The organism is Sphingomonas epibiotica (assembly GCF_039615155.1).
Classification (GTDB): Bacteria; Pseudomonadota; Alphaproteobacteria; order Sphingomonadales; family Sphingomonadaceae; genus Sphingomonas.
In genome coordinates, this window is sequence record NZ_JBDGHY010000003.1 from 318,302 (window position 1) to 344,578 (window position 26,277).

25 protein-coding genes are annotated in these 26,277 nt (G+C 68.4%); 10 read left to right on the forward strand and 15 right to left on the reverse strand.

Annotated elements, in window-relative coordinates:
• Nucleotides 1-92: 92 nt before the first annotated feature.
• The 9 genes from gp17 to AAIO73_RS07925 all read right to left on the reverse strand — a co-directional run bounded on the left by gp17 (nucleotide 93) and on the right by AAIO73_RS07925 (nucleotide 6,631).
• Nucleotides 93-473, reverse strand: coding sequence for a DUF3168 domain-containing protein (gene gp17 / locus AAIO73_RS07885; RefSeq protein ID WP_345877368.1), 381 nt, complete (start codon nucleotides 471-473; stop codon nucleotides 93-95).
• A complete protein-coding gene (locus tag AAIO73_RS07890; RefSeq protein ID WP_345877172.1) occupies nucleotides 470-673 on the reverse strand; it encodes a hypothetical protein in 204 nt (67 codons plus the stop codon). Before AAIO73_RS07890 ends, gp17 begins: the two co-directional genes overlap by 4 nt.
• Nucleotides 670-1,164 carry a head-tail connector protein gene (locus tag AAIO73_RS07895; protein WP_345877173.1) on the reverse strand — a complete coding sequence of 165 codons (495 nt, stop codon included), beginning with the start codon at nucleotides 1,162-1,164 and terminating at the stop codon, nucleotides 670-672. The genes AAIO73_RS07890 and AAIO73_RS07895 overlap by 4 nt, the downstream gene beginning before the upstream one ends.
• A gap of 147 nt (nucleotides 1,165-1,311) precedes the next feature.
• Nucleotides 1,312-2,328: a phage major capsid protein gene (locus AAIO73_RS07900; RefSeq protein ID WP_526023787.1), complete on the reverse strand. Its 1,017-nt coding sequence runs from the start codon at nucleotides 2,326-2,328 to the stop codon at nucleotides 1,312-1,314.
• Nucleotides 2,329-2,509: 181 nt separating this feature from the next.
• A complete protein-coding gene (locus AAIO73_RS07905) occupies nucleotides 2,510-3,670 on the reverse strand; it encodes a phage portal protein (RefSeq protein WP_345877174.1) in 1,161 nt (386 codons plus the stop codon).
• A gap of 384 nt (nucleotides 3,671-4,054) precedes the next feature.
• The gene (locus AAIO73_RS07910) at nucleotides 4,055-4,477 is read right to left on the reverse strand and encodes a hypothetical protein (protein ID WP_345877175.1); all 423 of its coding nucleotides are present in this window, start codon (nucleotides 4,475-4,477) and stop codon (nucleotides 4,055-4,057) included.
• An 82-nt stretch (nucleotides 4,478-4,559) separates the two neighbouring features.
• Nucleotides 4,560-4,745: a hypothetical protein gene (locus AAIO73_RS07915; RefSeq protein WP_345877176.1), complete on the reverse strand. Its 186-nt coding sequence runs from the start codon at nucleotides 4,743-4,745 to the stop codon at nucleotides 4,560-4,562.
• A gap of 93 nt (nucleotides 4,746-4,838) precedes the next feature.
• Nucleotides 4,839-6,146 (reverse strand): DNA-packaging protein, encoded by a 1,308-nt coding sequence (locus AAIO73_RS07920; RefSeq protein ID WP_345877177.1) that lies wholly within the window; start codon nucleotides 6,144-6,146, stop codon nucleotides 4,839-4,841.
• Nucleotides 6,143-6,631, reverse strand: coding sequence for a hypothetical protein (locus AAIO73_RS07925; RefSeq protein ID WP_345877178.1), 489 nt, complete (start codon nucleotides 6,629-6,631; stop codon nucleotides 6,143-6,145). The genes AAIO73_RS07920 and AAIO73_RS07925 overlap by 4 nt, the downstream gene beginning before the upstream one ends.
• A gap of 269 nt (nucleotides 6,632-6,900) precedes the next feature.
• Between AAIO73_RS07925 and AAIO73_RS07930 the strand changes: the two genes are divergently transcribed.
• Together AAIO73_RS07930 and AAIO73_RS07935 are read left to right on the forward strand one after the other, a co-directional pair.
• A complete protein-coding gene (locus AAIO73_RS07930) occupies nucleotides 6,901-7,071 on the forward strand; it encodes a hypothetical protein (protein WP_345877179.1) in 171 nt (56 codons plus the stop codon).
• Nucleotides 7,068-7,370 carry a hypothetical protein gene (locus tag AAIO73_RS07935; protein ID WP_345877180.1) on the forward strand — a complete coding sequence of 101 codons (303 nt, stop codon included), beginning with the start codon at nucleotides 7,068-7,070 and terminating at the stop codon, nucleotides 7,368-7,370. The genes AAIO73_RS07930 and AAIO73_RS07935 overlap by 4 nt, the downstream gene beginning before the upstream one ends.
• Nucleotides 7,371-7,833: 463 nt before the next feature.
• Here the strand turns inward: AAIO73_RS07935 and dapF are convergent, their stop codons facing one another.
• Nucleotides 7,834-8,784, reverse strand: coding sequence for a diaminopimelate epimerase (gene dapF, locus AAIO73_RS07940; RefSeq protein ID WP_345877181.1), 951 nt, complete (start codon nucleotides 8,782-8,784; stop codon nucleotides 7,834-7,836).
• Nucleotides 8,781-9,440, reverse strand: a complete 660-nt coding sequence (locus AAIO73_RS07945) for a glutathione S-transferase family protein (RefSeq protein WP_345877182.1) — start codon at nucleotides 9,438-9,440, stop codon at nucleotides 8,781-8,783. Before AAIO73_RS07945 ends, dapF begins: the two co-directional genes overlap by 4 nt.
• Nucleotides 9,441-9,507: 67 nt before the next feature.
• On the opposite strand from AAIO73_RS07945, the gene AAIO73_RS07950 reads away from it, so the two are divergent.
• Nucleotides 9,508-11,922: a DUF2339 domain-containing protein gene (locus tag AAIO73_RS07950; protein ID WP_345877183.1), complete on the forward strand. Its 2,415-nt coding sequence runs from the start codon at nucleotides 9,508-9,510 to the stop codon at nucleotides 11,920-11,922.
• Here the strand turns inward: AAIO73_RS07950 and AAIO73_RS07955 are convergent.
• Nucleotides 11,876-12,331: a DUF6456 domain-containing protein gene (locus AAIO73_RS07955; RefSeq protein WP_345877184.1), complete on the reverse strand. Its 456-nt coding sequence runs from the start codon at nucleotides 12,329-12,331 to the stop codon at nucleotides 11,876-11,878. The two genes, AAIO73_RS07950 and AAIO73_RS07955, sit on opposite strands and share 47 nt — an antisense overlap.
• 91 nt (nucleotides 12,332-12,422) lie before the next feature.
• Here AAIO73_RS07955 and AAIO73_RS07960 point away from each other — a divergent pair, with 91 nt between their 5' ends.
• The 7 genes from AAIO73_RS07960 to AAIO73_RS07990 all read left to right on the forward strand — a co-directional run bounded on the left by AAIO73_RS07960 (nucleotide 12,423) and on the right by AAIO73_RS07990 (nucleotide 23,022).
• Complete coding sequence (locus AAIO73_RS07960) at nucleotides 12,423-12,983, forward strand: helix-turn-helix domain-containing protein (protein WP_345877185.1); 561 nt, start codon at nucleotides 12,423-12,425, stop codon at nucleotides 12,981-12,983.
• Nucleotides 12,984-13,103: 120 nt separating this feature from the next.
• Nucleotides 13,104-15,377: a phosphoenolpyruvate--protein phosphotransferase gene (ptsP, locus tag AAIO73_RS07965; RefSeq protein WP_345877186.1), complete on the forward strand. Its 2,274-nt coding sequence runs from the start codon at nucleotides 13,104-13,106 to the stop codon at nucleotides 15,375-15,377.
• A 195-nt stretch (nucleotides 15,378-15,572) separates the two neighbouring features.
• Nucleotides 15,573-16,388: a helix-turn-helix domain-containing protein gene (locus AAIO73_RS07970; protein WP_345877187.1), complete on the forward strand. Its 816-nt coding sequence runs from the start codon at nucleotides 15,573-15,575 to the stop codon at nucleotides 16,386-16,388.
• Nucleotides 16,389-16,447: 59 nt separating this feature from the next.
• Nucleotides 16,448-17,407 carry a hypothetical protein gene (locus AAIO73_RS07975; RefSeq protein ID WP_345877188.1) on the forward strand — a complete coding sequence of 320 codons (960 nt, stop codon included), beginning with the start codon at nucleotides 16,448-16,450 and terminating at the stop codon, nucleotides 17,405-17,407.
• Nucleotides 17,408-17,782: 375 nt separating this feature from the next.
• Nucleotides 17,783-18,892 (forward strand): tRNA lysidine(34) synthetase TilS, encoded by a 1,110-nt coding sequence (tilS, locus tag AAIO73_RS07980; protein WP_345877189.1) that lies wholly within the window; start codon nucleotides 17,783-17,785, stop codon nucleotides 18,890-18,892.
• A 69-nt stretch (nucleotides 18,893-18,961) separates the two neighbouring features.
• Entirely contained in the window at nucleotides 18,962-20,926 is a 1,965-nt protein-coding gene (gene ftsH / locus AAIO73_RS07985; RefSeq protein WP_345877190.1) for an ATP-dependent zinc metalloprotease FtsH, read from the forward strand.
• 167 nt (nucleotides 20,927-21,093) lie between these two features.
• Nucleotides 21,094-23,022 carry a CocE/NonD family hydrolase gene (locus AAIO73_RS07990; RefSeq protein ID WP_345877191.1) on the forward strand — a complete coding sequence of 643 codons (1,929 nt, stop codon included), beginning with the start codon at nucleotides 21,094-21,096 and terminating at the stop codon, nucleotides 23,020-23,022.
• 180 nt (nucleotides 23,023-23,202) lie between these two features.
• Here AAIO73_RS07990 and AAIO73_RS07995 read toward each other — a convergent pair whose 3' ends face one another.
• The 3 genes from AAIO73_RS07995 to AAIO73_RS08005 all read right to left on the reverse strand — a co-directional run bounded on the left by AAIO73_RS07995 (nucleotide 23,203) and on the right by AAIO73_RS08005 (nucleotide 26,112).
• The gene (locus tag AAIO73_RS07995; protein WP_345877192.1) at nucleotides 23,203-24,111 is read right to left on the reverse strand and encodes a prephenate/arogenate dehydrogenase family protein; all 909 of its coding nucleotides are present in this window, start codon (nucleotides 24,109-24,111) and stop codon (nucleotides 23,203-23,205) included.
• Nucleotides 24,111-25,205: a histidinol-phosphate transaminase gene (hisC, locus tag AAIO73_RS08000; protein ID WP_345877193.1), complete on the reverse strand. Its 1,095-nt coding sequence runs from the start codon at nucleotides 25,203-25,205 to the stop codon at nucleotides 24,111-24,113. The genes AAIO73_RS07995 and hisC overlap by 1 nt, the downstream gene beginning before the upstream one ends.
• A 73-nt stretch (nucleotides 25,206-25,278) precedes the next feature.
• On the reverse strand, nucleotides 25,279-26,112 hold the full coding sequence (locus AAIO73_RS08005) for a zinc-ribbon domain-containing protein (protein WP_345877194.1): 834 nt from the start codon (nucleotides 26,110-26,112) through the stop codon (nucleotides 25,279-25,281).
• Nucleotides 26,113-26,277: the final 165 nt, after the last annotated feature.

Here is a 26,277-nt window from a genome sequence, read left to right on the forward strand (position 1 = left end):
CCAGTTGGGGGACGTTGCTGTGTCGTCGGAACCGTGCCGCAACTGGACCCCGGCCTCCGCCGGGGTGCACTGATGCCGCATCGCGCGCCCCTTCACCCCGCCAGCATCCGCACCCGAAACTCGACCGACCCGACCCAACCCTTGCCGTCGCGCACCACCCGGCTGCGCACGAACACCAGACTGACGATCCGCCATCCGCTAAGCGCGACCGGCGCCGACAGCACCGCCGCTTCGGCCGCCGCCGCCAGCGTCCGCAACCGATCGGGCACCTCGCCATCGTCGAACAGCTGCACTACCACGCGCCCCTCACGCCCGGCGGCATCCTTGGTCCCCCAGTCCGATAGCACCGGCATGTCGACCACGACGTACGGCCGCGCGCTCCTGACCGGCGGCGCCTCGAACACGCTCGCCCCGCTCAGCGCCTCCCGCAGCCGCGCGACCAGCATCGCCTGCAACAGCGTCCCCGCGATCATCGCCCCCACCCCGCGATATCCTGTAAGCGCGGATCGACGATCGTCCGCCGCGTCATGCCCCTGCCCGACAGCACGACCGCGTCGCCCTCAACCGCGACCGCCACTCCCGGCACATTCTCCGCCGCCGCCACGACCCGCGCCCGCACCGCATCCGCCCGCCGCCCGGCCACCGCAGCGCCCTTCTCCAGCGCCGCCCTCATCGCCGCGCCCCCATCAGCCGCATCCGCCGCCACGGTCGCCACAGCGCCCCCACCGCCGCCGGTGGCGCGGCGCTCGCCGTCCGCTGGTCGAACAGATGCGCGACCAGCAGCACGACCCCCTGCGCCACCGCCGCCGGCACCGCGTCCCATGTCGTCGCGATTCCGGCGGTGAAGTGCACCGGACTGGCCGCCGCCATCCGCACCCATCCGGTCCCGTCGCCATCGATATCGATCGCCACCACCGGCGCGACCGCGACGATCGTGCGGACCGGCCCCACCGGTAGCGCCCGCCACTCCCCGCCCGCCGCCATCATCGCCTCGTGGCTCCGCTCGATGATTGCCGTCCCGGTATAGGCCTCGCCCAGCGCCAGCGCGCTCGCCGCCAGCCGATCGATCACCGCATCCTCGGCATCGCCGGTGATCCGCAGATAGTCCCGCGCCGCCGCACGCACCCCTGCGATCGCCGCCGCCGGAAAAGGCGCTGCGCTCATAGAATTCTCCCGTTTCTTGATCCGCTCACGCGGATGGCGGTGCCGGCCGCTCCCCCACCCGGCCACCCACACGGTACTCTCGCTGGGTGGCCGGGTGGGGGAGCGGGCCGGCGCCGTCTCGGGGCGGGCTGCGCCCGCCCCGACCAATCATGCCGCTGCGATCTTCAGCAGCTTGATCGCCTCCGAATTGACCACCGCCCCGCCGACGCGCTTGGTCGCGTAGAAATGGACGAACGGCTTGTTCGAATAGGGATCGCGCAGGATCTGCGTCTCGGCCCGCTCGGTGATCAGATACCCCGCCTTGAAATTGCCGAACGCGATCGGAAAGGCACCCGCCGCGATATCGGGCATGTCCTCCGCCTCGACCACCGGGTATCCGAGCAGCGTATCGGGCTGCCCCGCCGCCAGCCCCGGCATCCACAGGAACGCGCCCTCGGCACTCTTGAACTTGCGGATGCGCGCCGCGGTCTGCGCGTTCATCACGAAGCTCGCCCCCTGCCGATATGCCCCGCGCAGTGCCTGGACCAGGTCGATCAGCCGGTTCTCCGGTTCGGCGCCGAAGTCCGCCGCCGCCCCGCTCGCCAGATACTGCATCGTCCCGAACGGCCGCGTCGCATCGCCGGTCGCGGCGGTCGGCCCGGTCAGGAACCCACGCGGCCGCCCCACACCGTTGCCGCTCACGAACGCCTGCCCTTCGGCGCGGGCGAACTCGCTAGCGATTTCCCCCGCCAGCCATTGCTCGACATCGAACGCGGCATCGTCGAGCATCGCCTGGCTCGCCGCCGGATTGGCGTACAGCTCGCCCATCGGCGGCGCGATCTCGTTGAAGGTCGGCGTCGCCGTCTCGGGCCGCGCGCCGCCCTCGCTCGCCCAGCCCGACGGCGTGCCACCGCTGGTCACGAGCTTGCGATAGCCCGCCGTGCCGACGCTCACCACCTGCGCGATCCGGCGGATCGGGCTGGCCGATTTCAGCGTCGCGCCGATCATCGCATCGATCTCGCGCGGCACCGCCACCCCGCCCGCGGCATCGCTGGTCCCCGCCACCGCCTTGGTCTCGACCTCGGACCCGCTACGCACGAACGCGCCGAAGCCGCCCCCCGGCGCCGCCCCGCTCAGCATCGGCCGGCTACCCCCGACACCCGTCCTCGCCTTCACCTTCGCCATGCCGATCCTGAAGGGGAAACGCTGCGCCCAGGCCGGCGGCAGCTTCGACCGCATGACCATGACGTGCAGCGTGCCTCCCCGGTAATGTCCCTTCGTGCTGAGTAGGGATTGAGCTTGTCGAAAGCCCGTATCGAAGCACCGGTGGCGGTCCTTCGATACGCCCCTTCGACAAGCTCAGTGGCTACTCAGGACGAACGGTGGCGGCAGTTTCGAAACCAAGTCCCACCAACGCCCGCTTCTCCTCGGCGCTCAGGAAATCCGCCGCCCCGACCCGCGCCCACAACTGGTCGCGCTCGTCGCTAAGCGCCACCACCCGGTCGAGATCGACGCCCAGCGCCCCGCTCCCGATCCACCCGTCGATCGCCTGCCCCAGCGCCGCCAGCACCCGCTCACCCAGCGGCACGATCGTCTGCCGCCACAACGCCCGGTTCGCCTCGCGATAATTCGCGAACGTATTATCCCCCGGCAGCCCGAGCAGCATCGGCGGCACCCCGAACGCCAGCGCGATCTCGCGCGCCGCCTGTGCCTTCAGCCCCACGAAATCCATGTCCGCCGGCGTCAGGCTCATCGCCTGCCATTTCAGCCCGCCGTCCAACAGCATCGGCCGCCCGGCATTGGCCGCGCCGGCAAAGGCTTCGTCCATCTGCGCGCGCAGCCGGTCGAACTGTTCGCCCGACAACACCCCGCCATCGCCCGGATCATGGACCAGCGCCCCCGACGGCCGCGCGGCATTGTCGAGCAGCGCCTTGTTCCACCGCGCCGCCTCGTTGTGGATCGCCACCGCGCCCGCCGCCGCACCCAGACACCCCAGCCCGTAATGATCGTCGAGCGGGTGGAAGCCACGGATATGCACCACCGCTACCCGCCCCGCACCGTCCTCGGCCGCGATCCGCGTCACCCGCTCGCCGACGCGATAGCGGTATGCGACCGGCCAGCCCGTCGCATCGGCCTCGACCGTCACCCGTTCGGGGCGCAGCGCATAGAGTTCGCCGATCCCGCCCGCCCCGTCGTCGATCAACTGGATATAGGCATTGCCGTGCAGCAGCAGCTGCGCCGCCACGCTCTCCAGCAATTCCTGCCCCGCCGATCGCGCCGCAACCAGCGCCACCGCCCGCGCATCGCCCGTGACCGGCATCGACGCGACCCCTTCGGCCACCAGCCGCACCGCCCGCTGCGCCACCGGATTGTTCAGATACGCCGCACGCACCTGCGCCTCATAGCCCTGCGCCCAGCCCCCCGCCGCCGGCCCGCTCCCCTCCCGCCACAGCACCGCCCCCGCGCCCCCACGCGCCAACACCGGACGCGACCCATCGCGCCCGGACCTGCGTCCGAACCATTTCATGGTGATCCTCCTGAAACCGAAGCAATTATTTCCCTCTCCCCTGCCAAGGGGAGAGGGATGCGCAGACTTGGTCTTTGCAAGGCAAAGGCCTGGTCGAAGCTGGGAGAAGGGTAAGCGCAGCGCGCGAGCCAAAGGCTCGCTCGATCCGACGCCGAACCCGCTCCCGCAATATCAGCCCTGCAAAAGGCGACCTTTGTGAAACTGCTTCTCCCGTACCCCGGCGAAGGCCGGGGCCCAGTTGGGGGAGGTTCGTAACATACGAAAAATCCTTGCCAACTGGACCCCGGCCTCCGCCGGGGTACGCTAGAGTTGGGATCGAAAGCCCGACGTTCGCTAAGCCAGAGGCGTTAGCAAGATCCGCTCGCCGTACCCCGGCGAACGCCCCTATTCCTCCGGCTTGTCCACCGTCTCACGCGTCCCTTGCGCCTTGCGGTAATTGGACAGCGCCACCGTCACCCCGACGATGATCGCGCCGCCCAGCGCCGCTCCCGCCTTGGCCTCGCCGCTCGCCACCATATAGGCGACGATCCCCAGCATCAGGACCAGCGCGATCAGCATGGCCGCCAGCCCCGCGATGTTCAGGATGAACTCCTGCGTGCCCGTCCGCTGGACCATCGCATGGCGAAACCGTCGTTCCTCCGCCGCGCCATCGGCGATCTCGCGCGCCAGTCCCGGCACCACCGCATCATAATCGCGCAGCAGACTGGCCGGCGGCAACGGCCCCTGATGGACCAGCATCGTCCGTTCGACGATCTCCCGCCGAACCTCCGGCTCGAACGGTTCGAGAATTGCCTCGACCCGTTCCACGGCCTCTTCCTCGCTGCTGCTGCTGCGGTCGGGAACGACCGCCCGCGCGTTCCGCCCGTCTCGATCGTCCGGCCGCGGACCGTCACCCAATGGCGCGATCGCCCTTGTGCTTCATCGACCGGCGCAGGTCGTCGCCGACCGCCTGCCAATCGGACACGATCGATCCCTGTTCCAGCGACGACCATGTCTTTTCCATGCGCGACGGCACGACGATCCGCATCGCGCCATCCAGCAGGGATTTACCGGTCCGGGCAGGAGTAATTCGCATCGCCTTCTTCATCGCTCAAATCGACCGTCCTCGCAACGGCGATGGCCGGCCATAGCCTGAAGTAATTACGCGACGGTTGCGATCAATGTTCCCTCACAACACTCGCACCGCCGCCTGACCCCGCCGCCCCAGCATCAATTCCTGCATCGCCCACACCAGCGCATCGGCGCGATCGGGCGAGCGGCCCGGCCCTTCATAGCCGCCCCCGGCGACGATCCCGCACAATTCGTCCTCCAGCGCAGGGAACGCCCCGACATGAAACGCCTTGCCCTTTTCATACAGCGCGACGATCGGTTCGGCCCGCGCCGCCTTTCCCCGCGACGCATGGACCAGCGTCACCGGCAGCCCGGCATCCGCCGCGCGCAGCACGCTTTCGACCATCGCCCCGCCCTGGTTCGATTCCGCCACCACCCGGTCGACGCCATGCCGCGCCGCGCACGCCGCGACCGCCCCCGCCCAGCCCTCGGGCGACAGGCCCTGCACGCTCGCATCGGCCAGCACATAGCCATGGCCGTCCTCGCCCAGCCCGACCGCGACGATGCCGCACGCATGGCCGCCCACCCCGGCGGGCGGATCGACCCCGACGACGACCCGCACCAATGTCGGCACCGCGTCGACCCGACACTGCTCGATCATCGCGCGCGACCACAGGGCGCCGGCGACATCCTCGATCAGCTCGCCGTCCAGCTCCTGCCGCCCCAGCCGCGTGCCGGCATAACTTCCCTCGACCTGCGCGACATAGCTTTGGGGCAGGTGCATATTGTCATAGGTCCGCCCGCCGGTGATCCGCACCCCGTCCATCGCCCGGATGCGCCGCAGCAGCGGGACTACCCGCGGCGTCGTCGTCACCAGCGTCTGCGGCCGCTCGCCCAGCCGCATCCCCATCATCAGATTGTCCCATGTCGCGTCGGCGTTGCGCCACTTGGCCAGCTCGTCGCACCACGCGATATGGTGTTCGGGACCGCGCAGGCTCTCCGCGCTCTCGGCGGCATAGATATAGGCACGCGCCCCCGATCCGAACTCGACGACGCCGCGCGACGGACGGTAGGTGACCGGCCCGAAATGCCGGCCGATCGCCAGCACCCCCGCCGGTCCCCGGATCATCACCTGCTCGACGTCACGCCGGGTCGCCCCAACCAGCGCGATGCGCAGGTCGCGTTGGTCGGCGGCCTGTCCACAGACCCATTCGGCCCCGGCATGGGTCTTGCCGAACCCCCGCCCCGCCTGGATCAGCCATACCGTCCAGTCATTATCGGCGATCGTTTGGCCATCATGCGCCCACAGCTTCCACCGCGTCGCCAATTCACGGCGGCGGTGCGGGGTCAGCCGTGCCAGCGTCCGTTCGAGTTGCACATCGTCCATTTCGGCCAATGCCCGGACCAGCGGATCCATCCCGCTCATGCCCGACGCTCCAGCTTGCCACGCATCGCCTTGATCCGTTTGATGAGCATCGCATCCGTCTCGGCCTGCGTCGCCCGCAACTGCGCCTCCCGCCGGCCGGTGCCCTCCTTGACCAGTGCCTGATGCCGATCGAGCAGCCGGATCGCCTGTTCGACGCTGATCGGACCGGCGACGACCTTGTCGGGATCGCCGACCGGGACATCCTCCAATGCGGCGATCGCTTTCGATACCAGCATCTCCTCCAGCCGGTCATACCCGGCCAGCAACGCCATTCGCCACTGTTCGGCAAAGGCGCCATCGCGTCGGCGCAATGCATAGACGCTGGCCTGCGTCAGCCCGACCGCTTCGGTCGCTGCCCGTACGTTACAGGTCGCCGCCACATGGTCCAGAAACTGCGCACGGCGCGACGGTGTCCATCCCCCGGCGATCCGCTGCTGCTGCACCGGTCGCCGGCCGCCGCTGGTCAGCACTTCCTCCCGCTCCATCGTCTTCCCCCCGATCGAGTGCCCCGGACGCGAAACGGGGCCGAAGGCGTCGCCGCCCGGCCCCGATCCGCAATTCCTCACTGTTCCTGTTTTGTGCCATATCAGCGTGACGATGTCAAGCACAATGTTCCCATTTGGTTCGTTTCGCAGCAGCCATGGCGCGCCACCCCCCTCGTCCCCATATCCCGGTCATCGCTGGCAGATGGTCCGTAGGCGCCAGCGACCGGGAGACGCACGCGCTTCCGCTTACGCTGTTGGGAGCGTCATCCATGGACCTCAACGATTTGCTGCACCGTCATCAGGTCGCGCTGATGCGCGCGGCCACTGCCCCCACGCCGCAGGCCCGCCAGTCGCACGACGGCACCGCGCGCTGCTATGAGAACAAGATCGACACGCTGCGCACGATGCTCGGCGCGTCGGGCCGGATGGTGGCGGCATGACCGCGCCCGCAGAAACGCTCGCCGAGGTGCCGGCGGAAGCGCCTGCCACCAACCCGCGCAAGCCCGGTGCGATGCGCTTCCAGCGCAAATACACCACCGTCCGCCTGACCCCCGATCAGGCGAGCCGTCAGGGCCAGGTCGCCACCAGCGCCTTCCGCCGTTTCGGCGAACGCGACAAGGCGATGGCCTTTCTCAACGGCCATGACGAGGCACTCGGCGGCCGCCCGCTCGACCTCGCCATCGCCAGCGCCGAGGGGTTGGCAAGCGTCGAGGCGGCGATGGCGGAGCGCACGGCGTAAGGCGAAATGGAGGCAAACCCGTTCGTCCTGAGTAGCCGCTGAGCTTGTCGAAGCGGCGTATCGAAGGACCGCCAAGCGTGCTTCGATACGGGTCTTCGACAAGCTCAGCCCCTACTCAGCACGAACGGGAAAAGATTCACCCCCTCCCCCCGCCCCCGTTCGGTTCGAGCAGCTTCGAGCTTGTCGAGAAGCGTCCGTCGAGAACGCCGCTATTTGGGGCAACCCCTTCTCGACTACGGTTCTCGACAAGCTCGAACCTCCGCTCGAAGCAAACGGATTAGGGGACAGAGGAGGTTTAGAGCATGATGACATGAGCCTGCCCCGTTCGTCCTGAGTAGCCATTGAGCTTGTCGAAATGGCGTATCGAAGGACCGTTGGTAGCAGGTGCTTCGATACGGGTCTTCGACTTCGCTCAGCCCCTACTCAGCACGAACGGTTCTACCTGCCGTCATCACACTCTAACTCACAACCCCGCCAACATCCCCTCCCACGCCGCAACCTCCTCGTCGCGCTGCGCCACGATCCGCACCGGCCCGACCGCGCCGGTCGCCGGATCGACCTCGATCTCCCCGTCCCACGTGAACGTCGCATTCCCCGCGATCGTCACCACGTCGCCGATCGCAGCCGTCGCCCGCACCATGCCGCCGCGATTGAAGACCCCCGTCTCCACCCCCCAGCCGATCCGTCCCGTCCGCGCCGCCGCCAGCGTCGACGCCGCCATCGCGCTGCCGCAGCTGTTGGTCAGCCCGACGCCGCGTTCATAGGTCCGCACGAACAGCGCCGGGGCATGCCCCTTCTCGCGCAGTTCGACGAAGCTGACATTGGCCCGCGTCGGGATCAGCGCCGGTCCGGCCTCGCACCAGTCGCCCAGCGTCACCAGCTCGCCATCGTCGACCGCATCGACGAACGCCACCAGATGCGGATTGGGCATCGCCACCGCGGTGAACTTGCGTTCACTCGGCAGTCCGGGGATCGCCGCCTCGACGAACGCCGCATCGCCGACGCTCAGGCCGACATCCCTGGGTGCCAGCGAAACCGGCCCGACCTTGGTCTCAATCGTGGTCACGCCGTCCGCGATCGGCGCCACGCGCCGCGCCTCGGCGTCGCTGACCTTCAACCGCACCCGCCCGGCCTCGGTACCCGTGACCTCGAACCCCAGCCGCGCGGTACAGCGCAGGCCGTTCAGGCACGTCTCCGCCTCCGACCCGTCCGGGTTGAACATCCGCATACCGAAAATACGCGAGCTATCCCTGCCGGTTAGCAGCAACAACCCATCCCCGCCGACATCGCCCGATCGGTCCGCCAACGCCCGCGCCACCCGCGCCCATTCCGCATCCGACAGCTCGATCCCCCGCGCATCGATCAACGGAAAATCGTTGCCCGACCCATGGCAGTGCACGAACGAAAACCTCATGCCGCAACCCTCGAACGCACCTTGGCGATAAACCCGCGCTCCGCCTCCAGCCGCCGGGAAAAGGCCGGCCGCGCCAGCATCTTGTCCAGGTAGCGCGCCAGTTCGGGATGGCCCGCCGCCTCGATCGGCGCAGTCGCGTGCAGCGAGCTCGCCAGCGCACTGGCGACCGCGATATCGGCCAGCGTCAGGCCGTCGCCGACCAGAAAGTCGCGTCCGGTCACCGCCTGCTCCAGATAGGCGAGGATCGCCGGCCACTGGTCGCGCTCGGCCGCATCCGCCGCCGCCGCATCGCCCGGCACTCCGCGAAACAGCGGCCCGACCACCCGGTTGAACAGCATCGTGCGGCCTGTGGCGAAGATCACCGTATCGGCCAGCTCGTCGAACCAGATCGTTCGGCCACGCAACCGCGGATCGGCCGGGATCAGTACCGGTTCGGGATGTTTTGCCTCCAGATAGGCGATGATCGCGCTCGAATCGGCCAGCGCGAAGTCGTCGTCGACCATCGCCGGGATCTGCCCGAACGGGCTGATCGCGCGAAACGCAGGCGTGGTATCACCCGGCGCGGTCGGGACCAGCTCGACCGCCAGACCCTTTTCCTCGGCAAAGACCACCGCCTTGCGCACGAAGGGGGAGATGGTCGATCCGTATATCTTCATGGGTGCGTCTCCATTGGCCCCGACAAGGGGCGACACCGGCCCCCCGCCTGTGCCACAACCGGTGGCGGTGACGATAGTCCTCCTCCTCGCGGTGATCGCGCTGTCGATCGCGCTAGCCCGGTTGCACCGGCGCGTCGCGGCGCTGGAGGCGCGGCTGGCCGATCCGGTCGCGGTGATCCAACCGGCCGAACCGGTCGCGCCGCCCTCGCCCCCGCCCCCGACACGCCGTCGCGCCCTGCCCCGCCCCAGCCTGCCGCACCCGAGCCTGCCCAGCATCGATTTCGAAACGCTGATCGGCAGCCGCCTGCCGGTATGGATCGGCGGGCTGGCGCTGGTCGTCGCCGGTATCTTCCTCGTCCGCCTGTCGATCGAGGCGGGATGGCTGACGCCCGCGATCCGCACCGCCCTCGCCGCGCTGTTCGCGCTGGCGCTGCTGTTCGGCAGCGAAGCCGCCCGCCGCCTGCCCGCTACCCGCGAAGACCCACGCATCGCGCAGGTGCTGGCGGGCGCCGGCATCGCCTCGGCCTATGCGACGCTCTATCTCGCCGCCGCGCTCTATCATCTGGTCGCGCCATTGGGTGGCTTCGCGATCATGCTGGCGATCACCGCGCTCGGACTGTTCCTCGCGCTGCGCCACGGCCCGCCGACCGCGATCATGGCGCTGATCGGCGGGTTCGCCGCGCCTTTGGTCGCCGGCTACGACGCCGCCGGCATCGGCGCGCTGCTCGCCTATCTCGGCCTGTTCGTCGCCGCGCTGCTCGCCCTCGCGATCGTGCGCGGCTGGGCATGGCTGGCGGTCAGCACCCTCGTCGCCGCCTTCGGCTGGGCGGCGTTGCTGATCGCGCTGGTCCCGCCCGACCGTCTGGCCGGGATCGGCGCGTTCCTCGTGGCGCTGGCCATCGCCGGCAGCCTCGCCGCCCCGCGCGCCGCGATCGAGCGCCGCTGGCTGCGTGCCGCCCCGCTGCTCGCCGCACTGGTCCAGATGCTGGCGATCGCGCCGATGCTCGACTTCTCGCCGCTCGCCTGGGGCTTCTACCTGACGCTGTCGGCGGCAGCGCTGTTCCTCGCATGGCGCGACGCGACCCTGCTCCCCGCCGCGCTTGCCGCCACGATGCTCGTCACGCTGCTGACCGGCGCGGGCATGGTGCAGGACATCGGCAACGCCACCGAAGCGATGGTACCGCTCGCCATGCTGGTCTTCGCCGCCGCCGGTGCCGCCCTGTCGCGCCGCAGTCCCGGCTGGGCATGGGTCGCGCTGACCGGCACCGTCGGCCCGCTCCTCGCGTTGCAGCTCTGCACGCCATCGGTCGCCCGCCCCGCCCTATGGCTGCTGCTAGCACTCGCCGGCGCCGCGCTGGCATGGCGCCACCGCAACCGCACCGCTGAGGGCGATGCCGGACTGGTCGGCGGCGTCGCCACCGTCGCGCTGGCGCTCGGCATCCTCCTCGCCACCTATCTGCCCGCGCCATGGCTGGCGCTTGCCCCGCTGGCGGCGGGCGGCGTGCTGCTCGCCGCACTCCGTCTCGACGCGCAGGCGATCGGACGACTCGCCGCCCTGCCATGGTTGCTGCTGCTCCTCGCCGCCGTCGAACCGATCGCACAGATCGGTGTCGCGCTCGGCAAGTCTTTGGGCTTCGACGTCTTCCCCTATGCCTATCTGCCGCCCGCCACCGATGCCGCCACGCTGATACTGCTCCCCGGCATCGCGATACTGGCAGCTTCATGGCAGGCGCCCGCCCTGTTCGGCCCGCTCCGCCGGGTGATCCTACCCGTGCAGATCGCGCTGACCATGCTCGGCGGCTATGTCCTGCTCAAACAGCCCTTTGCCATCGCCGCCCTGCCCGCCTTTCAGGCGAACGGCTTCGTCGAACGCGCGCTGCTCACCGATCTCGCGCTGCTGATCGGCGCGCTGCTGTGGCAACGGAACCGCCGCCTCGCCACCGCCTTCGTCACCCTCGGTCTCGCGCGGCTCGTCTGGTACGACCTGCTCGGTCTCAATCCGGTCTGGATCGCGCAAGCCGTCGGCGCGCTGCCGATCCTCAATGCCGCCACCCTCCATCTTGCCTTCGCCGCCGCGCTCATCTGGCGGTTGACCGGCTTCCCCCGTCGCAGCCTGATCGCAGCGCTGCTCACCCTCACCGCCACGCTCGCCACCATCCGCCAGCTCGCCCATGGCAGCATCCTCACCGGCCCCGTCTCGACGCCCGAGAACTGGGGCTATTCGGCGGCGATGCTCGGCCTCGCCATCGCCTGGCTGTGGCGTGGCCTGTCGGTCGGCAGCGCCGACCTGCGCCGCTTCGGCCTCGCACTGCTGACCCTCACCACCCTCAAAGTCTTCCTGATCGACGCCGCCGCCCTCGAAGGCGTGCTGCGCATCCTGTCCTTCATGGGGCTGGGCGCAGCGTTGATCGCGATCGGCTGGGCGTACCGCAAATTCACCCCAGCCGATAATGCGCCGCCAGCCGATCGAGCGCCAGCGTAAGCACCAGCCGCCCGGCCCGGGCCGGCCAGCCCAGCGCCTTCTCCGCCGCCGGCAGTCCTTCGTTCGCGCACACCGTCCGCCACAAGATATCCGACAGCCCCGGCCCGACCGCCGCGATCGCCGCGTCGAACCGCGCCTTGGCGGCGATCTGCCCGCCCGACGGATCGGCCGGCGCACCCCCGCCCCCTCGCGGCGCCCCGTCCCAACGCATCGTCACCTGCGGCCCCAGCGCCGCGCGCTCGTAATCGCCGCGCAGCCGCTCTCCCGCATCATATTGCCGACCGTCGACCAGCGACCGCGACCGCAGCCAATCGAGCGGCGATTCGCGCAGATTGACCGTCACCCGCCGCCCGCCCTGCGCATCGTCGATCCGCCCCGCCGCCAGCCGCCGTTCCACCAGTTCGCGCATCCTGCATCTCCCGTTGACCCCGACGGGCTTGTCACAGCGCCATGCTTGTAGGAAAGCGTTTGAACCAGATGGGTTTGCGAAAGGGCCGTGCATGATTACCGCCATCCGCGAGGTGCGCCGCGCGCGCGGACTGACGCTGGAGGAGGTGGCGATACGCTGCGTGCCGCCCACGACCGCACAGACGATCGGCCGTCTCGAAACCGGCACCCGCACCGTGTCGGTCGGCTGGCTGAACCGCATTGCCGAAGCGCTGGCGGTCGATGCCGCCGATCTCGTCCGCCTGCCCGAACGCCCCGACCTGCCGGTGGCGGCGCTGCTCGATGCGACCGGCGCCGCCGCCCCGCGCCGGGCGATGAGCGTCACCCCGCCGCGCGCCGAACCCGATCTGGTCGCGGTGATCGTGCAGAGCGCGACCGGCGACTACCGTGCCGGCGACATGGTCTGGTGCCGCCGCCTCGCACCCGCCGACTATCTGGCGGCGCTCCACCGCGACGTGCTCGCCCCCGGCCCCGCCGGCCGCTTCCTGTTCGGCCGGCTGCTGGCGTTCGACGGCGATGCCGTCTCGCTGCTGCCGACCCGCCTCGGCGCCAGCCCGGTCGGGCTGCACGCGCCGTGGATCGCGGTGGCGGAACGGCTGGTGCGGAACCTGTGACGCCCCTCCCCTCGCCGACAAGGGAGGGGAGCAACGACATCCTGCGCCGAACCCCATTTCCCCCACCCTCGACCTAAAGCGTCGTGACGCCCCCGCCTTCCCGTGTTAGCCCTTTCGTCCATGCCCTCGGCCACCGCTTCCGCCCGCGAAATCCTGACGAACCTCCACGACGTGATGGCGTCGCGAAGTCCGGCACAGTCCAAGCTCAACTCGGTCGTCCGCATCATCGCCGAAGCGCTGGATAGCGAGGTCTGCTCGATCTATCTGCTGCGCGAGGGGCTGCTCGAACTCTTCGCGACGGTCGGGCTGGCGCAGGAGGCGGTCCACGTCACCAAATTCGCGCCCGGCGAAGGGCTGGTCGGCACGATCGTCGCCAATGTCGAGACGCTGAACCTTGCCGAGGCGGCGAGCCATCCCGACTTCGCCTATCGCCCGGAAACGGGCGAGGACAAATATCACAGCTTCGCCGGGGTGCCGATCATCCGCCGCGAACGCGCGGTCGGCGTGCTGACCGTCCAGCATGCCGATCCGCGCCGCTATGCCGATGTCGAGATCGAGGCGCTGCAGACCGTCGCGATGGTGCTGTCCGAACTCATCGCCAATGCCGATCTGATCGACGCGACCGGCGGCACGTCGATCCGGCCGCAGGCGACCGGCGCGGTGCGCGTGCCGGGCTTCAAGCTGGTCGAGGGGATGGCGGCGGGCGTCGCCGTCTTCCACCAGCCGCGCATCGTCATCGAACATACAGTCGCGGAGGATGTCGAGGCGGAGCGCCACCGCGTCTATGCCGCGTTCGACAAGATGCGCGACCAGATCGAACGCATGTCGAACCAGGCCGAATTCGGCGTCGGTGGCGAACATGACGAGGTTTTGGCGACCTACAAGATGTTCGCCTATGACGAAGGCTGGGCACGGCGGATCAACGAGGCGATCGACAGCGGCCTGACCGCCGAGGCCGCGATCGAACGCGTGCAGCAACGCACCCGGATGCGGATGCGCGAGATCAAGGATCCGTTGCTCGCCGACCGGATGCACGATCTGGAGGACCTGTCCAACCGCCTGCTGCGCATCGTGTCGGGACAACTCGGCACTGCCGCGCAGATGGGGCTGCGGCAGGACACGATCCTGATCGCCCGCAATCTGGGGCCGGCCGAACTGCTCGAATATGACCGCCGCCGCCTGAAAGGGGTCGTGCTGGAGGAAGGCTCGCTGACCGCGCATGTCGTTATCGTCGCGCGGGCGATGGGCGTCCCGGTGCTCGGCCGCGTCCGCGATATCAAGCGCCAGATCGCCGAAGGCGACCGGCTGCTGCTCAACTCGGTCGAGGACCTGCTCATTCTCCGCCCGACCCCGGCGATGGAGGAAGCGTTCGAGGCCAAGCTGGCGCTGACGCAGAAGCGCCGCGCCGCCTTCGCCGCGATGAAGGGCGAGCCGCCGGTGACCCGCGACGGCCACCGCGTCACGATGATGGTCAATGCCGGCTTGCGCGACGACGTGGCGGCGCTCGACCTGACCGGCGCCGACGGCATCGGCTTGTTCCGCACCGAATTCCAGTTCCTCGTGTCGGCGACCCTGCCCCAGCGCGAGCGCCAGCAGCGCCTCTACCGCGACGTGCTCGACGTGGCGGGCGACCGTCCGGTCGTGTTCCGCACCGTCGATATCGGCGGCGACAAGGCTTTGCCCTATCTCGACCATGCCGAGGGGCATGACGAGGAGAACCCGGCGATGGGCTGGCGCGCGCTGCGCCTCGCGCTGGGCCGCGAGGGGCTGATGAAGGCGCAGGCCCGCGCTCTGATCGAGGCCGCCTCGGGCCGGACGCTCAACGTCATGTTCCCGATGGTTAGCGAACCCTGGGAGTTCGAGGAAGCGCGCGGCATTTTCGAGGCGCAGCGCGAATGGCTGCGCGGGCGCGGCAAGCCGTTGCCGACCGACATCCGCTATGGTGCGATGCTGGAGGTGCCGGCGCTCGCCGACGTGCTCGATTTCCTGTGGCCGCAACTCGACTTCCTGTCGATCGGCACCAACGACCTGACGCAATTCCTGTTCGCCGCCGACCGCGCCGACCCGCGCCTCGCCATGCGCTACGACTGGCTCAGTCCCGCGATCCTCCGCTTCCTGCGCCGCGTTACGAAAGCTGCACACGAAGCGGGCAAGCCCGTCGCGGTCTGCGGCGAAATGGGCGGGCGTCCCTTGGAAGCGATGGCGCTGATCGCGCTCGGGATCGACCGCCTGTCGATTACCCCGGCGGCGGTCGGCCCGGTAAAGGCGATGATCCGCTCGCTCGACCGGAAGGCGGCGATGGCCGAGATCGACCGGTTGCTGGCAAGCCCCGCCAGAACCCTCCGCCCCGCGCTGGAGGAATGGGCCAAAACCAACGGCGTAGAACTAAGCTAGCTCCTTCCCATCCCCGATGGGGAGGGGGACCGCGTGCGCCAGCGCGCGGTGGAGGGGCCACGCCCCGAACGCCACCGCCCCGGTGGAACGACCCCAATTCCCGCCCACTCCCCGCTCCGGCGTTGACAGGCGCTGCCCGCTGGCCGAAACCCCTCCGCGACCGGGGGCGGGCAGCAGCGGGTAAGAAGGACAGTGATGATGGACGGCGACGGCACCACGGGCACGCCACGGACGGCGGGCATGATGCTGCGCTCCGCACGCGAGGCGCAGGGCCTGACCCTGTCCGACATCGCGCAGCGCACCCGCATCCCGCTGCGCCATCTCGAAGCGGTCGAGGACAGCAAGTTCCAGGCGCTGCCCTCCTCGACCTATGCGATGGGGTTCGGCCGCGCCTATGCCCGTGCGGTGAACATCGACGAGACCGAGGTCGCGCGCGCGCTGCGCGCCGAACTCGCCGCCAACTATCAGCGCCCCGAACCGCTGCAGGACCTCGAGCCGATCGACGCGCGGCGCGGTCCCTCGGGCGGGCTGGTCGCCGCCGCCGCCGCGATCGCGATCGTGGTGCTGCTGGTCGTCGGTGTCTTCTTCGGCACCTCGCTGTTCCGGCAGGACGAACCGGCGGCACCGGCCGCGACCGTCGCCGGCGATCTCGGCATGCTGCCCGCCGCCACCCCGACCGCCGCCCCCGGCGGCGCCACCGTGCCGGTCGCCGCCCCTGCCAGCGGCGGACAGGTTACGCTGACCGCCACCGGCCCGGTCTGGGTCCGCATCTTCGACGACACCGGCACGCTGGTGAACAAGGAGATGGCGGCGAACGAGCGCTACGACGTGCCGGAAACCGCGAAGAACCCGCAGATCCGCACCGGTCGCCCTGACCTGTTGACCGTCACGCTCAACGGATCGAACGTGCCGCCGCTCGGCACCGCCGAACGCGCGATCACCGTGGGCATCAGCGCCGACGCGATCCGCAACCGCGCCACGCCCACCCCGACCCCCAGCCCGGCGGGTTAAGCGTGGCGACAGGCGGCATGCGCCACAGCCTTATTTTGTCCGCCTCGAAGGGGCCTTCCATGCGTACTTTCCTTGGCCTGCCGCTCGCCGCGCTCGGCCTGCTCCTCGCCTTGCCCGCCGCCGCCCAGGATCAGGGCGCGCTCGACGGTCGCGTCAACAAGCTGGAGCGCGAGATGCGCGCCGTGCAGCGCAAGGTCTTTCCCGGCGGCGCCCCCAATCAGGTCGAACCGCAGATTACCGCGCCGACCCAGCCGACCGAGATCCCCGGCACCCCGTCGAGCGGTCCGCTCGCCACGCTGACCGCGCGCGTCGACGCGCTCGAATCGCAGCAGCAGTCGCTGACCGGCCAGCTCGAACAGCTCCAGTACAAGCAGCGCCAGCTCGAAGAAGCCTTTGCCGCCTACAAGGCCGCGACCGACGCGCGCTTCAAGACGATCGAGGCGGGCGCGCTGCCCCCCGCCACGCCCGGTGCGGTCGCCGCCTCGGGCGACACCAGCACCGACGCGCCGCCGCCGGCTACGCGCGGCCCCGGCAATGGTAACGGCACGCTCGGCGCTCCCGCCGCGACGCCCGCCGCCGACCCGGCTCGCGCCGCACGCGTCAATGCGATCGAAAAACCCTCGACCGGCGACGCGGCCGAGGACGGCTATACCTATGGCTATCGCCTGTGGAACGCGAAGCTCTATCCCGAGGCGATCGCCGCGCTCCGTCCGGTCGTCCAGCAATATCCTAAGCACCGCCGCGCCAGCTTCGCCCAGAACCTGATCGGCCGGTCCTATCTCGACGACGGCAAACCCAGCCTCGCCAGCCGCGAATTCTACGATAATTACAAGAACTTACCGGACGGAGAACGTGCGCCGGACAGCCTGTTCTACCTCGCCGACGCGCTGACGAAGCTGAAGAAGACGAAGGAAGCCTGCGACGTCTATGGCGAGCTGACCGATGTCTATGGCGACAAGATTTCGGCGACGATGAAGGCCGATGTCGCGAAAGGGCGGACCGCCAACAAGTGCGCGTGAAGCGGTCGCGACACAAGAACGTACCCTTTCCCCAACCGTTCATGCTGAGTAGGGACTGAGCTTGTCGAAGGCCCGTATCGAAGCACGCGCGGCGGTCCTTCGATACGCTGTTTCGACAGGCTCAACAGCTACTCAGGACGAACGGCGGGGGCGTACGCAAGGGCTGCGTTCTCCGGCCACGTTCCTTGCCGGAAGTCGACCCACCTCCCCCCACCCACCCCGTTCAGTTCGAGCAGCTTCGAGCGAAGTCGAGAAGCGTCCGTCGAGAACCCGCTGGTTTGAGGCACCCCCTTCTCGACTACGGTTCGCGACAAGCTCGAACCTTCACTCGAAGCAAACGGGAGGACGTGGATTACCGGACTGGACCGGATGCTGATGTCCCCCGAAGCCATCACCCGCTTCACCACCGACCTCCGCGCGCTCGCGTCCGCGCCGACCACCGCCACCCCGCTCGCGCTCGCGGTCTCCGGCGGCCCTGACTCGATGGCGATGCTCGCCCTTGCCGCCGCCGCCTTTCCGCAAGCGATCATCGCTGCCACCGTCGACCACCGCCTGCGCGCAGCCTCTACCGACGAAGCCGCAATGGTCGCAAGCTACTGCAACGCCAACCAAATCCCCCACACCATCCTAGCCCCCCGACACCCCCCCGCCGGTGCCAGCATCCAGGCACAGGCCCGCCACCTCCGCTATGCGCTCCTCGCCGACTGGGCGCTCGGCGCGCGCGCAATCGCTCTCGCCACCGCGCACCATGCCGACGATCAGGCCGAAACCTTCCTGATGCGCGCTGCCAGAGGCTCCGGCCCCGCCGGTCTCGCCGGCATCCGCCCGCGCTGGGAATTCGATGCCGATCGCTGGGCGGCGGCAATTCCCCAACGGGAACCGTACCCCCGCGCAGGCGGGGGTCCAGAGCGGCAGGACGCGACTGTCGAGACGGGAGACCCTGGCTCCCCGCCTCCGCAGGGACGCACCGGTGGCACTGCGGGACGCCTCCCCATCGTCCGCCCACTCCTTACCTGGCGCCGCGCCGAGCTGCGCATCCTCGCCGCCGACCTTCCCTTCATCGACGACCCGTCGAACACCGACCCCCGCCACGACCGCACCCACGCCCGCGCCCTGCTCGCCACCGGCCAGCTCGACCCACTCGCCCTCGCCGCCGCTGCCACCCATTGCCGCGAGGTCGATGCGGCGCTCGACGATATCGTCCACCAACTCTGGCGCACCCACCGCACGTCGGACGACGCGGCAACCCGCATCGACGTCACCGACTGTTCACGCGAACTTCGCCGTCGCCTCGCCCGCCGCGCGATCGGTGAGGTGCGCGCCCATCACGCCGTCACCGAAGGCCGCTGGTCCGACGCCGCCAACATCGAATCGCTGCTCGACGCACTCGAGTCCGGAAAATCCGCAACCCAGGCCGGCATCCACGTCACACCGAAGCGCCAAATCTGGCGGTTTTCGCCCGCTCCGGCGCGTCGATCAGTCTGATCGACGTTGTTCCATTGTCATTAACCTTCACTAGCCTATCTTGTGGTTACTGAGAGGTAGCACGTCCGCATGAACGACAACGACAAGCAGAACGGCCCCGACAATAACGGCGGCAGCAATCCGTGGATGAAGAGCCTGTTGATCTGGGTCGGCATCCTCGTGTCGCTCGCGATCTTCGTCCAGCTGTTCAACGGCCCGTCGACGCAGAATCAGGGTCAGGTGATCCCCTATTCGACCTTCCTGAACAAGGTCGACGAAGGGTCGGTCCGCGACGTCAACATTGCGACCAGCACCATCACCGGTACCTATACCAATGACGACAAGTTCCGTACCAACGCGCTGAACGATCCCAACCTGATCGAACGGCTGCGTGCGAAGAACGTCGTCATGAACGCGCGTCCCGACGAAGGGCCGAATATCTGGCTGGTCATGCTGTACCAGTCGCTGCCCTTCCTGCTGTTCCTGGGCATCGCCTTCTTCGTCCTGCGCCAGATGCAGAAGGGCGGCGGCGGCGGCGGCGCGATGGGCTTCGGCAAGTCGCGCGCGCGGATGCTGACGCAGAAGGAAGGCAAGGTCACCTTCGACGATGTCGCCGGCATCGACGAGGCGCGCGCCGAGCTGACCGAGATCGTCGACTTCCTCAAGGACCCGACCAAGTTCGCCCGCTTGGGCGGCAAGATCCCGAAGGGCGCGCTGCTCGTCGGTTCGCCCGGTACCGGCAAGACGCTGCTCGCCCGCGCCATCGCGGGTGAGGCAGGTGTGCCCTTCTTCACCATTTCGGGTTCGGACTTCGTCGAAATGTTCGTCGGCGTCGGCGCCAGCCGCGTCCGCGACATGTTCGAACAGGCCAAGAAGTCGGCCCCCTGCATCGTCTTCATTGACGAAATCGACGCGGTCGGCCGCCATCGCGGCGCCGGCCTCGGCAACGGCAATGACGAGCGCGAACAGACGCTGAACCAGTTGTTGGTCGAAATGGACGGGTTCGAAGCGAACGAAGGCATCATTATCGTCGCGGCGACCAACCGCCCCGACGTGCTCGATCCTGCACTGCTGCGTCCGGGCCGCTTCGATCGACAGGTCGTGGTGCCGCGCCCCGATATCGAGGGTCGGATCAAGATCCTGCAGGTCCATATGAAGAAGGTGCCGCTGGCGCCCGACGTCGATCCACGCGTGATCGCGCGCGGTACGCCGGGCTTCTCGGGTGCTGACCTCGCCAACCTCGTCAACGAAGCGGCGCTGATGGCGGCGCGCAAGGGCAAGCGACTGGTCGCCAACTCGGAATTCGAGGAAGCGAAGGATAAGGTCATGATGGGTGCCGAGCGGCGCTCGATGGTCATGACCGACGATGAAAAGCGCATGACCGCTTATCACGAGGCGGGCCATGCCATTGTTTCGCTTCACGAACCGGCATCGGACCCGATCCACAAGGCGACGATCATTCCGCGCGGCCGTGCGCTGGGCATGGTCATGCGGCTGCCGGAACGCGACTCGTACAGCTATCACCGCGACAAGATGTACGCGAACCTCTCGGTCGCCATGGGCGGTCGCATCGCCGAGGAAATTATCTTCGGCTATGACAAGGTGTCGTCGGGTGCCTCGGGCGACATTCAGCAGGCGACCAGCCTTGCCCGCGACATGGTCACTCGCTGGGGCATGTCCGATGCGGTCGGCCCGGTCGAATATGCCGAACCGCAGGGCGAAAGCTTCCTCGGCTATTCGTCCTCGGCACCGGCACGCATGTCGAACAAGACCGCCGAACTGATCGACAGCGAGATCAAGCGCATCGTCGAAGGTGGTCTGGACCGCGCCCGCAAGCTGCTGACCGATCATGTCGATCAGCTTCACCTGCTGGCCGGCGCGCTGCTCGAATATGAAACCCTGTCGGGCGACGAGATCAAGCGCCTGATCGCGGGCGAGGATATCGGCCGTGACGAAGGCACGCCCACCGCCCCGTTGGCGGCTGGCGGCACCTCGATCCCCAAGACCCGCCGCCCGCGCGGCCCCTTCGGATCGCCGACCCCGCAGGGCGCGTAAGCCCTCCGAGTGTCAACTTATCTGGCGGCGTCGCCCCCGAACCGGGGGCGGCGCCGCTGCTGTTTGACGCTGACGGCGTGGCAACTTCGTAACCTTCGAAACAGTCCGTATTGACTTCATGCTCGCACCGCCGGACGATGAAACATCATCTCCCGGAGCCCGTATAGATGCGTATCCGCCCACTGCTTCTCGCCTGCACCCTCGCGCTCGGCGCCACGTCGCTTGCGGCGCAGACTGCCGCCCCCGGCCCCGATATCTGGCCGACCAAGGGCGATATCCCGGCCAATTTCGTGCCGCCGACCGACAAATACGACTATGTGAAGCGCGAAGTGATGATCCCGATGCGCGACGGGGTGAAGCTACACACGGTCATTATGATCCCGAAGGGCGCGGTGAACGCCCCGATCCTGCTGACCCGCACGCCCTACAACGCCTCGGGCCGCGTCGCCCGTTCCGACAGCACCAGCTATGTCGCCACCCTGCCGCAGGGCGACGAGGTGTTCACCCGTGCCGGCTATATCCGCGTGTTCCAGGACATTCGCGGCAAATACGGGTCGGAGGGCGAGTATGTCGTCACCCGCCCGGTCCGCGGGCCACTCAACCCGACGAACGTCGACCATGTCACTGACGCGTACGACACGATCGACTGGCTGGTAAACAAGGCGAACCTCCCCGAAAGCAACGGCCGCGTCGGGATGCTGGGGTCGTCCTATGAAGGCTTCACCGTCGTCATGGCGCTGCTCAACCCGCATCCCGCGCTGAAGGTCGCCGCACCCGAAAGCCCGATGATCGACGGCTGGATGGGCGACGACTGGTTCCATTACGGCGCGTTCCGCCTCGCCAATATTGGCTGGATCGGCAGCCAGACCGGCTACAAGGGCGCCGGCGCCGCCCCGCCCTCGACGACCTATGATGACTACGACCAGTTCCGAAACGTGGGTTCCGCCAACGACTGGGCCAAGGCGTCGGGCTATGCCCAGCTTCCCTTTTGGCAGCGCTTCGTCGCCCACCCGTCCTACGACGCCTATTGGCAGGGACAGGCGCTCGACAAGCTGATCGCTGCCAATCCCTCGAACGTCCCGACCATGTGGGAACAGGGCCTGTGGGATCAGGAGGACATGTACGGCGCGATCACCGCATGGGAGGCGCTGAAGGCGAAGGGCAAGGGCGGCAACAACTTCCTCGTAATGGGGCCCTGGCGGCACAGCGGCGCGAATTACGACGGCTCGACGCTTGGCGACCTGAAGTTCAACGGCGACACCGCGCTGCAATGGCGGGAGAATTACCTCTTCCCCTTCTTCGACCAATATCTGCGCGACGGCCGCCCCGCCTTCACCCCGCCCCAGGCGCTGATCTACAACACCGGCGAGAATCGTTGGGACGAACTGCCCCAATGGCCGCTGGCGTGCGAGAAGGGCTGCGCCGCGCCGCTGAAACCCATCTATCTGGGCGCGGACGGCGATCTCGGCTTCACCGCGGCCAAGGCCGGTGGCGACGCCTATGTCTCCGACCCCGCCAAACCGGTTCCACACCTTTCGCGCCCGGTGAATTTCGACGACGGCCGGTGGAAGGCGTGGCTGGTCAGCGACCAGCGCCATGCCGATGGCCGCACCGACGTCATGACCTACCAGACCCCGGTCCTGACCCAGCCGGTCAAGGTATCGGGCGCGCCGATCGCCGACATCTTTGCCAAGACGACCGGCACCGACGGTGATTTTGTGGTGAAGGTCATCGACGTCTATCCCGACGTCGTGCCCGGTCAGCCGGCGATGGGCGGCTATCAGCTTCCGATCAGCCTCGACATCTTCCGCGGCCGCTATCGCAACGACTTCGCCAAACCCTCGCCGATCCCGGCGAACAAGACGCAGCGCTACCGCTTCCGCCTGCCGACCGTGAACCATGTGTTCCAGCCGGGCCACCGCATCATGGTGCAGGTCCAGTCGTCGCTCTTCCCGCTGTACGACCGCAACCCGCAAACCTATGTCCCGAACATCTTCACCGCGCCCAAGGACGCGTACAAGAAGGCGACGGTGACCATCGAACGAGGTGGTGCCAGCCCAAGCGCGGTGTGGCTGCCGGTGGTCGAAGCGAAGTAAGCCGCCCTACCGTCATCCCGGCACAGGCCGGGATGACGTGCCAAACCGTTCGTCCTGAGTAGCCACTGAGCTTGTCGAAGGGGTATATCGAAGGACCGTCCGAAACACGTACTTCGATACGGGCCTTCGACTCCGCGCAGTCCCTACTCAGCACGAACGGGTTTGCTCGGACGCGAAAGCTTAACCGTGGTTCCGCCCGAAATCCTCGCGGGCATCGTCCTGCCCCTGCTCGACGATCGACCGCCGGATCGCGCGCGTCCGGGTGAACAGGTCGAACAATTCGTCGCCGTTGCCCCAGCGGATCGCGCGTTGCAGCGCGAACAGGTCCTCGGAAAAACGCTGCAGCATCGACAGAACGGCATCCTTGTTGGCAAGGAACACGTCGCGCCACATCGTAGGATCGGAAGCGGCGATGCGGGTGAAGTCGCGAAAGCCCCCCGCCGAATATTTGATGACTTCGCTCTGCGTCACCGCCTCGAGGTCGGACGCGGTACCGACGATGGTATAGGCGATCAGGTGCGGCAAATGACTGGTCACCGCCAGCACCAGGTCGTGATGCTGCGCGTCCATCGTATCGATATCGGCACCCAGCCGCCGCCAGAACTCGCCGACGCGCTCAACCGCTGTCGGATCGGCATCGGCCGCCGGGGTCAGGATACACCACCTGCCCTTGAACAGCGTCGCGAAGCCCGCCTCCGGCCCGCTGCGCTCGGTCCCCGCCACCGGATGCGCCGGTACCACCGTCACGCCCGGCAACGCTTCGGCAAAGGCGGCGGCGACCCCCGCCTTGCTCGACCCGACATCGCTGACGATCACGCCGGCGGGCAGGTCGTCGGCGATCTCGGCGGCGACCGCGCCGATCGCGCCCACCGGCACGCACAGGATGACCAGATCGGCATCGATCACCGCCGCCCCGGCATGGTCGGTACAATCGTCGACCAGCCCCAACGCGCGTACCTGTTCGCGCGCCTCGGCCGAGGCGTCATGCCCGGTCAGCCGCACCGTCGGCATCTCGGCGCGCACCGCCCGCGCGATGGACGATCCGATCAGCCCCAGCCCGATGATGGCGACGCGGGAAAAGGGCAGCATCAGCCGCCCACGATCTCGCGCAGCGCAGCGGCGATGCCGCGCACCTCCGCCTCGGTCCCGATCGAAATGCGCAGACCATTGGCCAGCCCCTGCCCGGGCAGCCAGCGGACGATATAGCCCTTGTCCATCAACGCCTGATACGCATCACCCGCACTGACCGGCCCTTCGAACAGCACCAGCACGAAATTGGCCTTGGACGGCACGGCGCGCAGGCCCGCATTGCCCATCGCCGCGATCTCACCCTCGAACCATGTCCGCCACTGACGGTTATGCTCGCGGCTGGCCTCGACGAAGCCCTTGTCGCGGATCGCGGCGATCGCCGCCTGCTGTCCGGCGGTAGTGACGTTGAACGGTGCGCGGATGCGGTGCATCGCGTCGATCGCCTCCGCCGATCCATAGCCCCAGCCGATCCGTTCGGCGGCAAGCCCGTGGATCTTCGAAAAGGTCCGCGTGACCAGCACATTGGGCTGGGTCTTGGCGAGTTCGAGGCCGTGATCGTCCTCTGCGGGATCGAGATATTCGGCATAGGCCTGATCGAGCACCAGCAGCACATGCGACGGCAGCCCGGCATGCAGCCGTGCGATTTCGACACGCGGCGCATAGGTGCCGGTCGGATTATTGGGATTGGCGACGAACACGACCCGCGTCCGATCGGTCACGCACGACAGGATGGCATCGACATCGGTCGCATGATCCTTGTCCGGCGCGATCACCGGGGTCGCCCCGACCCGCCGCGCCGCAATCTCGTAGACGGCAAAACCGTAGCGGACGAAGATGACCTCATCGCCCAGCCCCGCATAGGCGCCGGCGGCCAGATGCAGCACCTCGTCCGATCCGGTGCCATAGATGATCCGCGCCGGATCCAGCCCATGCGCCTGCCCGATCGCCGCGCGCAGATCGCCGGCACCGGCATCGGGATAGCGTTCGAGACTACGGTCCGCGGTCGCGAAAGCGGCGCGGGCATGCGGCGAGGTGCCGAGCGGATTTTCGTTCGACGACAGCTTCGCCACCTGCCGCCCGTCATCGGTCTTGGACCGGCCGGGAACATACGGAGCGATGTCGAGGATCCAGGGCTTGGGAGCGGGCGCGTTCATGGGTCCGCGCAGTGGCAAATGCAGCCGCCGAACGCAAGGCGTAGCCCGGCGATCAGCGGTCGTTGCGCGACACTTACAACCCCGAGGCGAAGCTCAGTTCGAGTTCCTTGGCGTTGGCCGGCACGTCGAGCGCGGCGCTATTGAAACTGAGCGCGCCGCTCGGTCCGATCACCCGGGTCTGCGGCTTGATCGTCCAGCTATAGACGCTGCGATCCTGATCGTCCTTCAGCACCGCGCGGATATCGGGAATGCGCTGGCGGCTGCCGGTCTCGTTGATGATCTTACCCGATACGGCGAACAATTCGTTGCCGCTCGACAACAGCCGCCGTTCGGGGGTGTTGATCGCGAATTTCAGCGCATTGTCGGCGTTGGATGCGATCGGCAGGCCCAGTTGTTCGGCAATGCCCGGCGTGCCGGTATAGAGGATCGCCCCCGTCGCAGCGAGCATCGCGACGCCGGCAGCGACCGCCATCGCGGTGCGGCGGCGCGAGGGATTGCGGCGCGGGACGAAGGGCGGCTGATGGGCGAAGGCGCTGACCGTCTCGCCACGCTCGGCGTCGGGGTCGACATAGCGTCGCGCCGGTTCGGCGGTGCGCGCGCGGAGCGGACGCGGCACATCGGCGGCATAGGCCGATTCGGCAAAGACCGGGGCGGCGGCGGGCGCATAGTCGCTGGCCGGCGCGGCGCGCGCCATGTCGGGCGCGGCATCGGCGACCACCGGCTGCGGCACGCGGACCGGTTCGGCGGGCGGTAGGGTTTCGGGCATGCCATGGCCCAGATCGACCATCGCCGGCGGCTGGAACCAGCTATGCCGGCATCCCGCGCAACGGACCGTTCGCCCGGCCGGTCCGATCGCCGAATCGGCGACCAGATAGCGCATATGGCATTGCGTACATTCGAGGATCATCGCGTCCCCTGCCCCCTGCATGAGCCGCGCCGCGCCACCGTTGATGCGGAGCGAACCGGGCGCGGCTTGAAATCGAACGTTGAATCTACGGCGCAGACGCCATCCGGGCAAGGCGCGATGTTGCCCGGCTTGAGACAAACGCCCCCATGTGCGATTGGCGTTGGT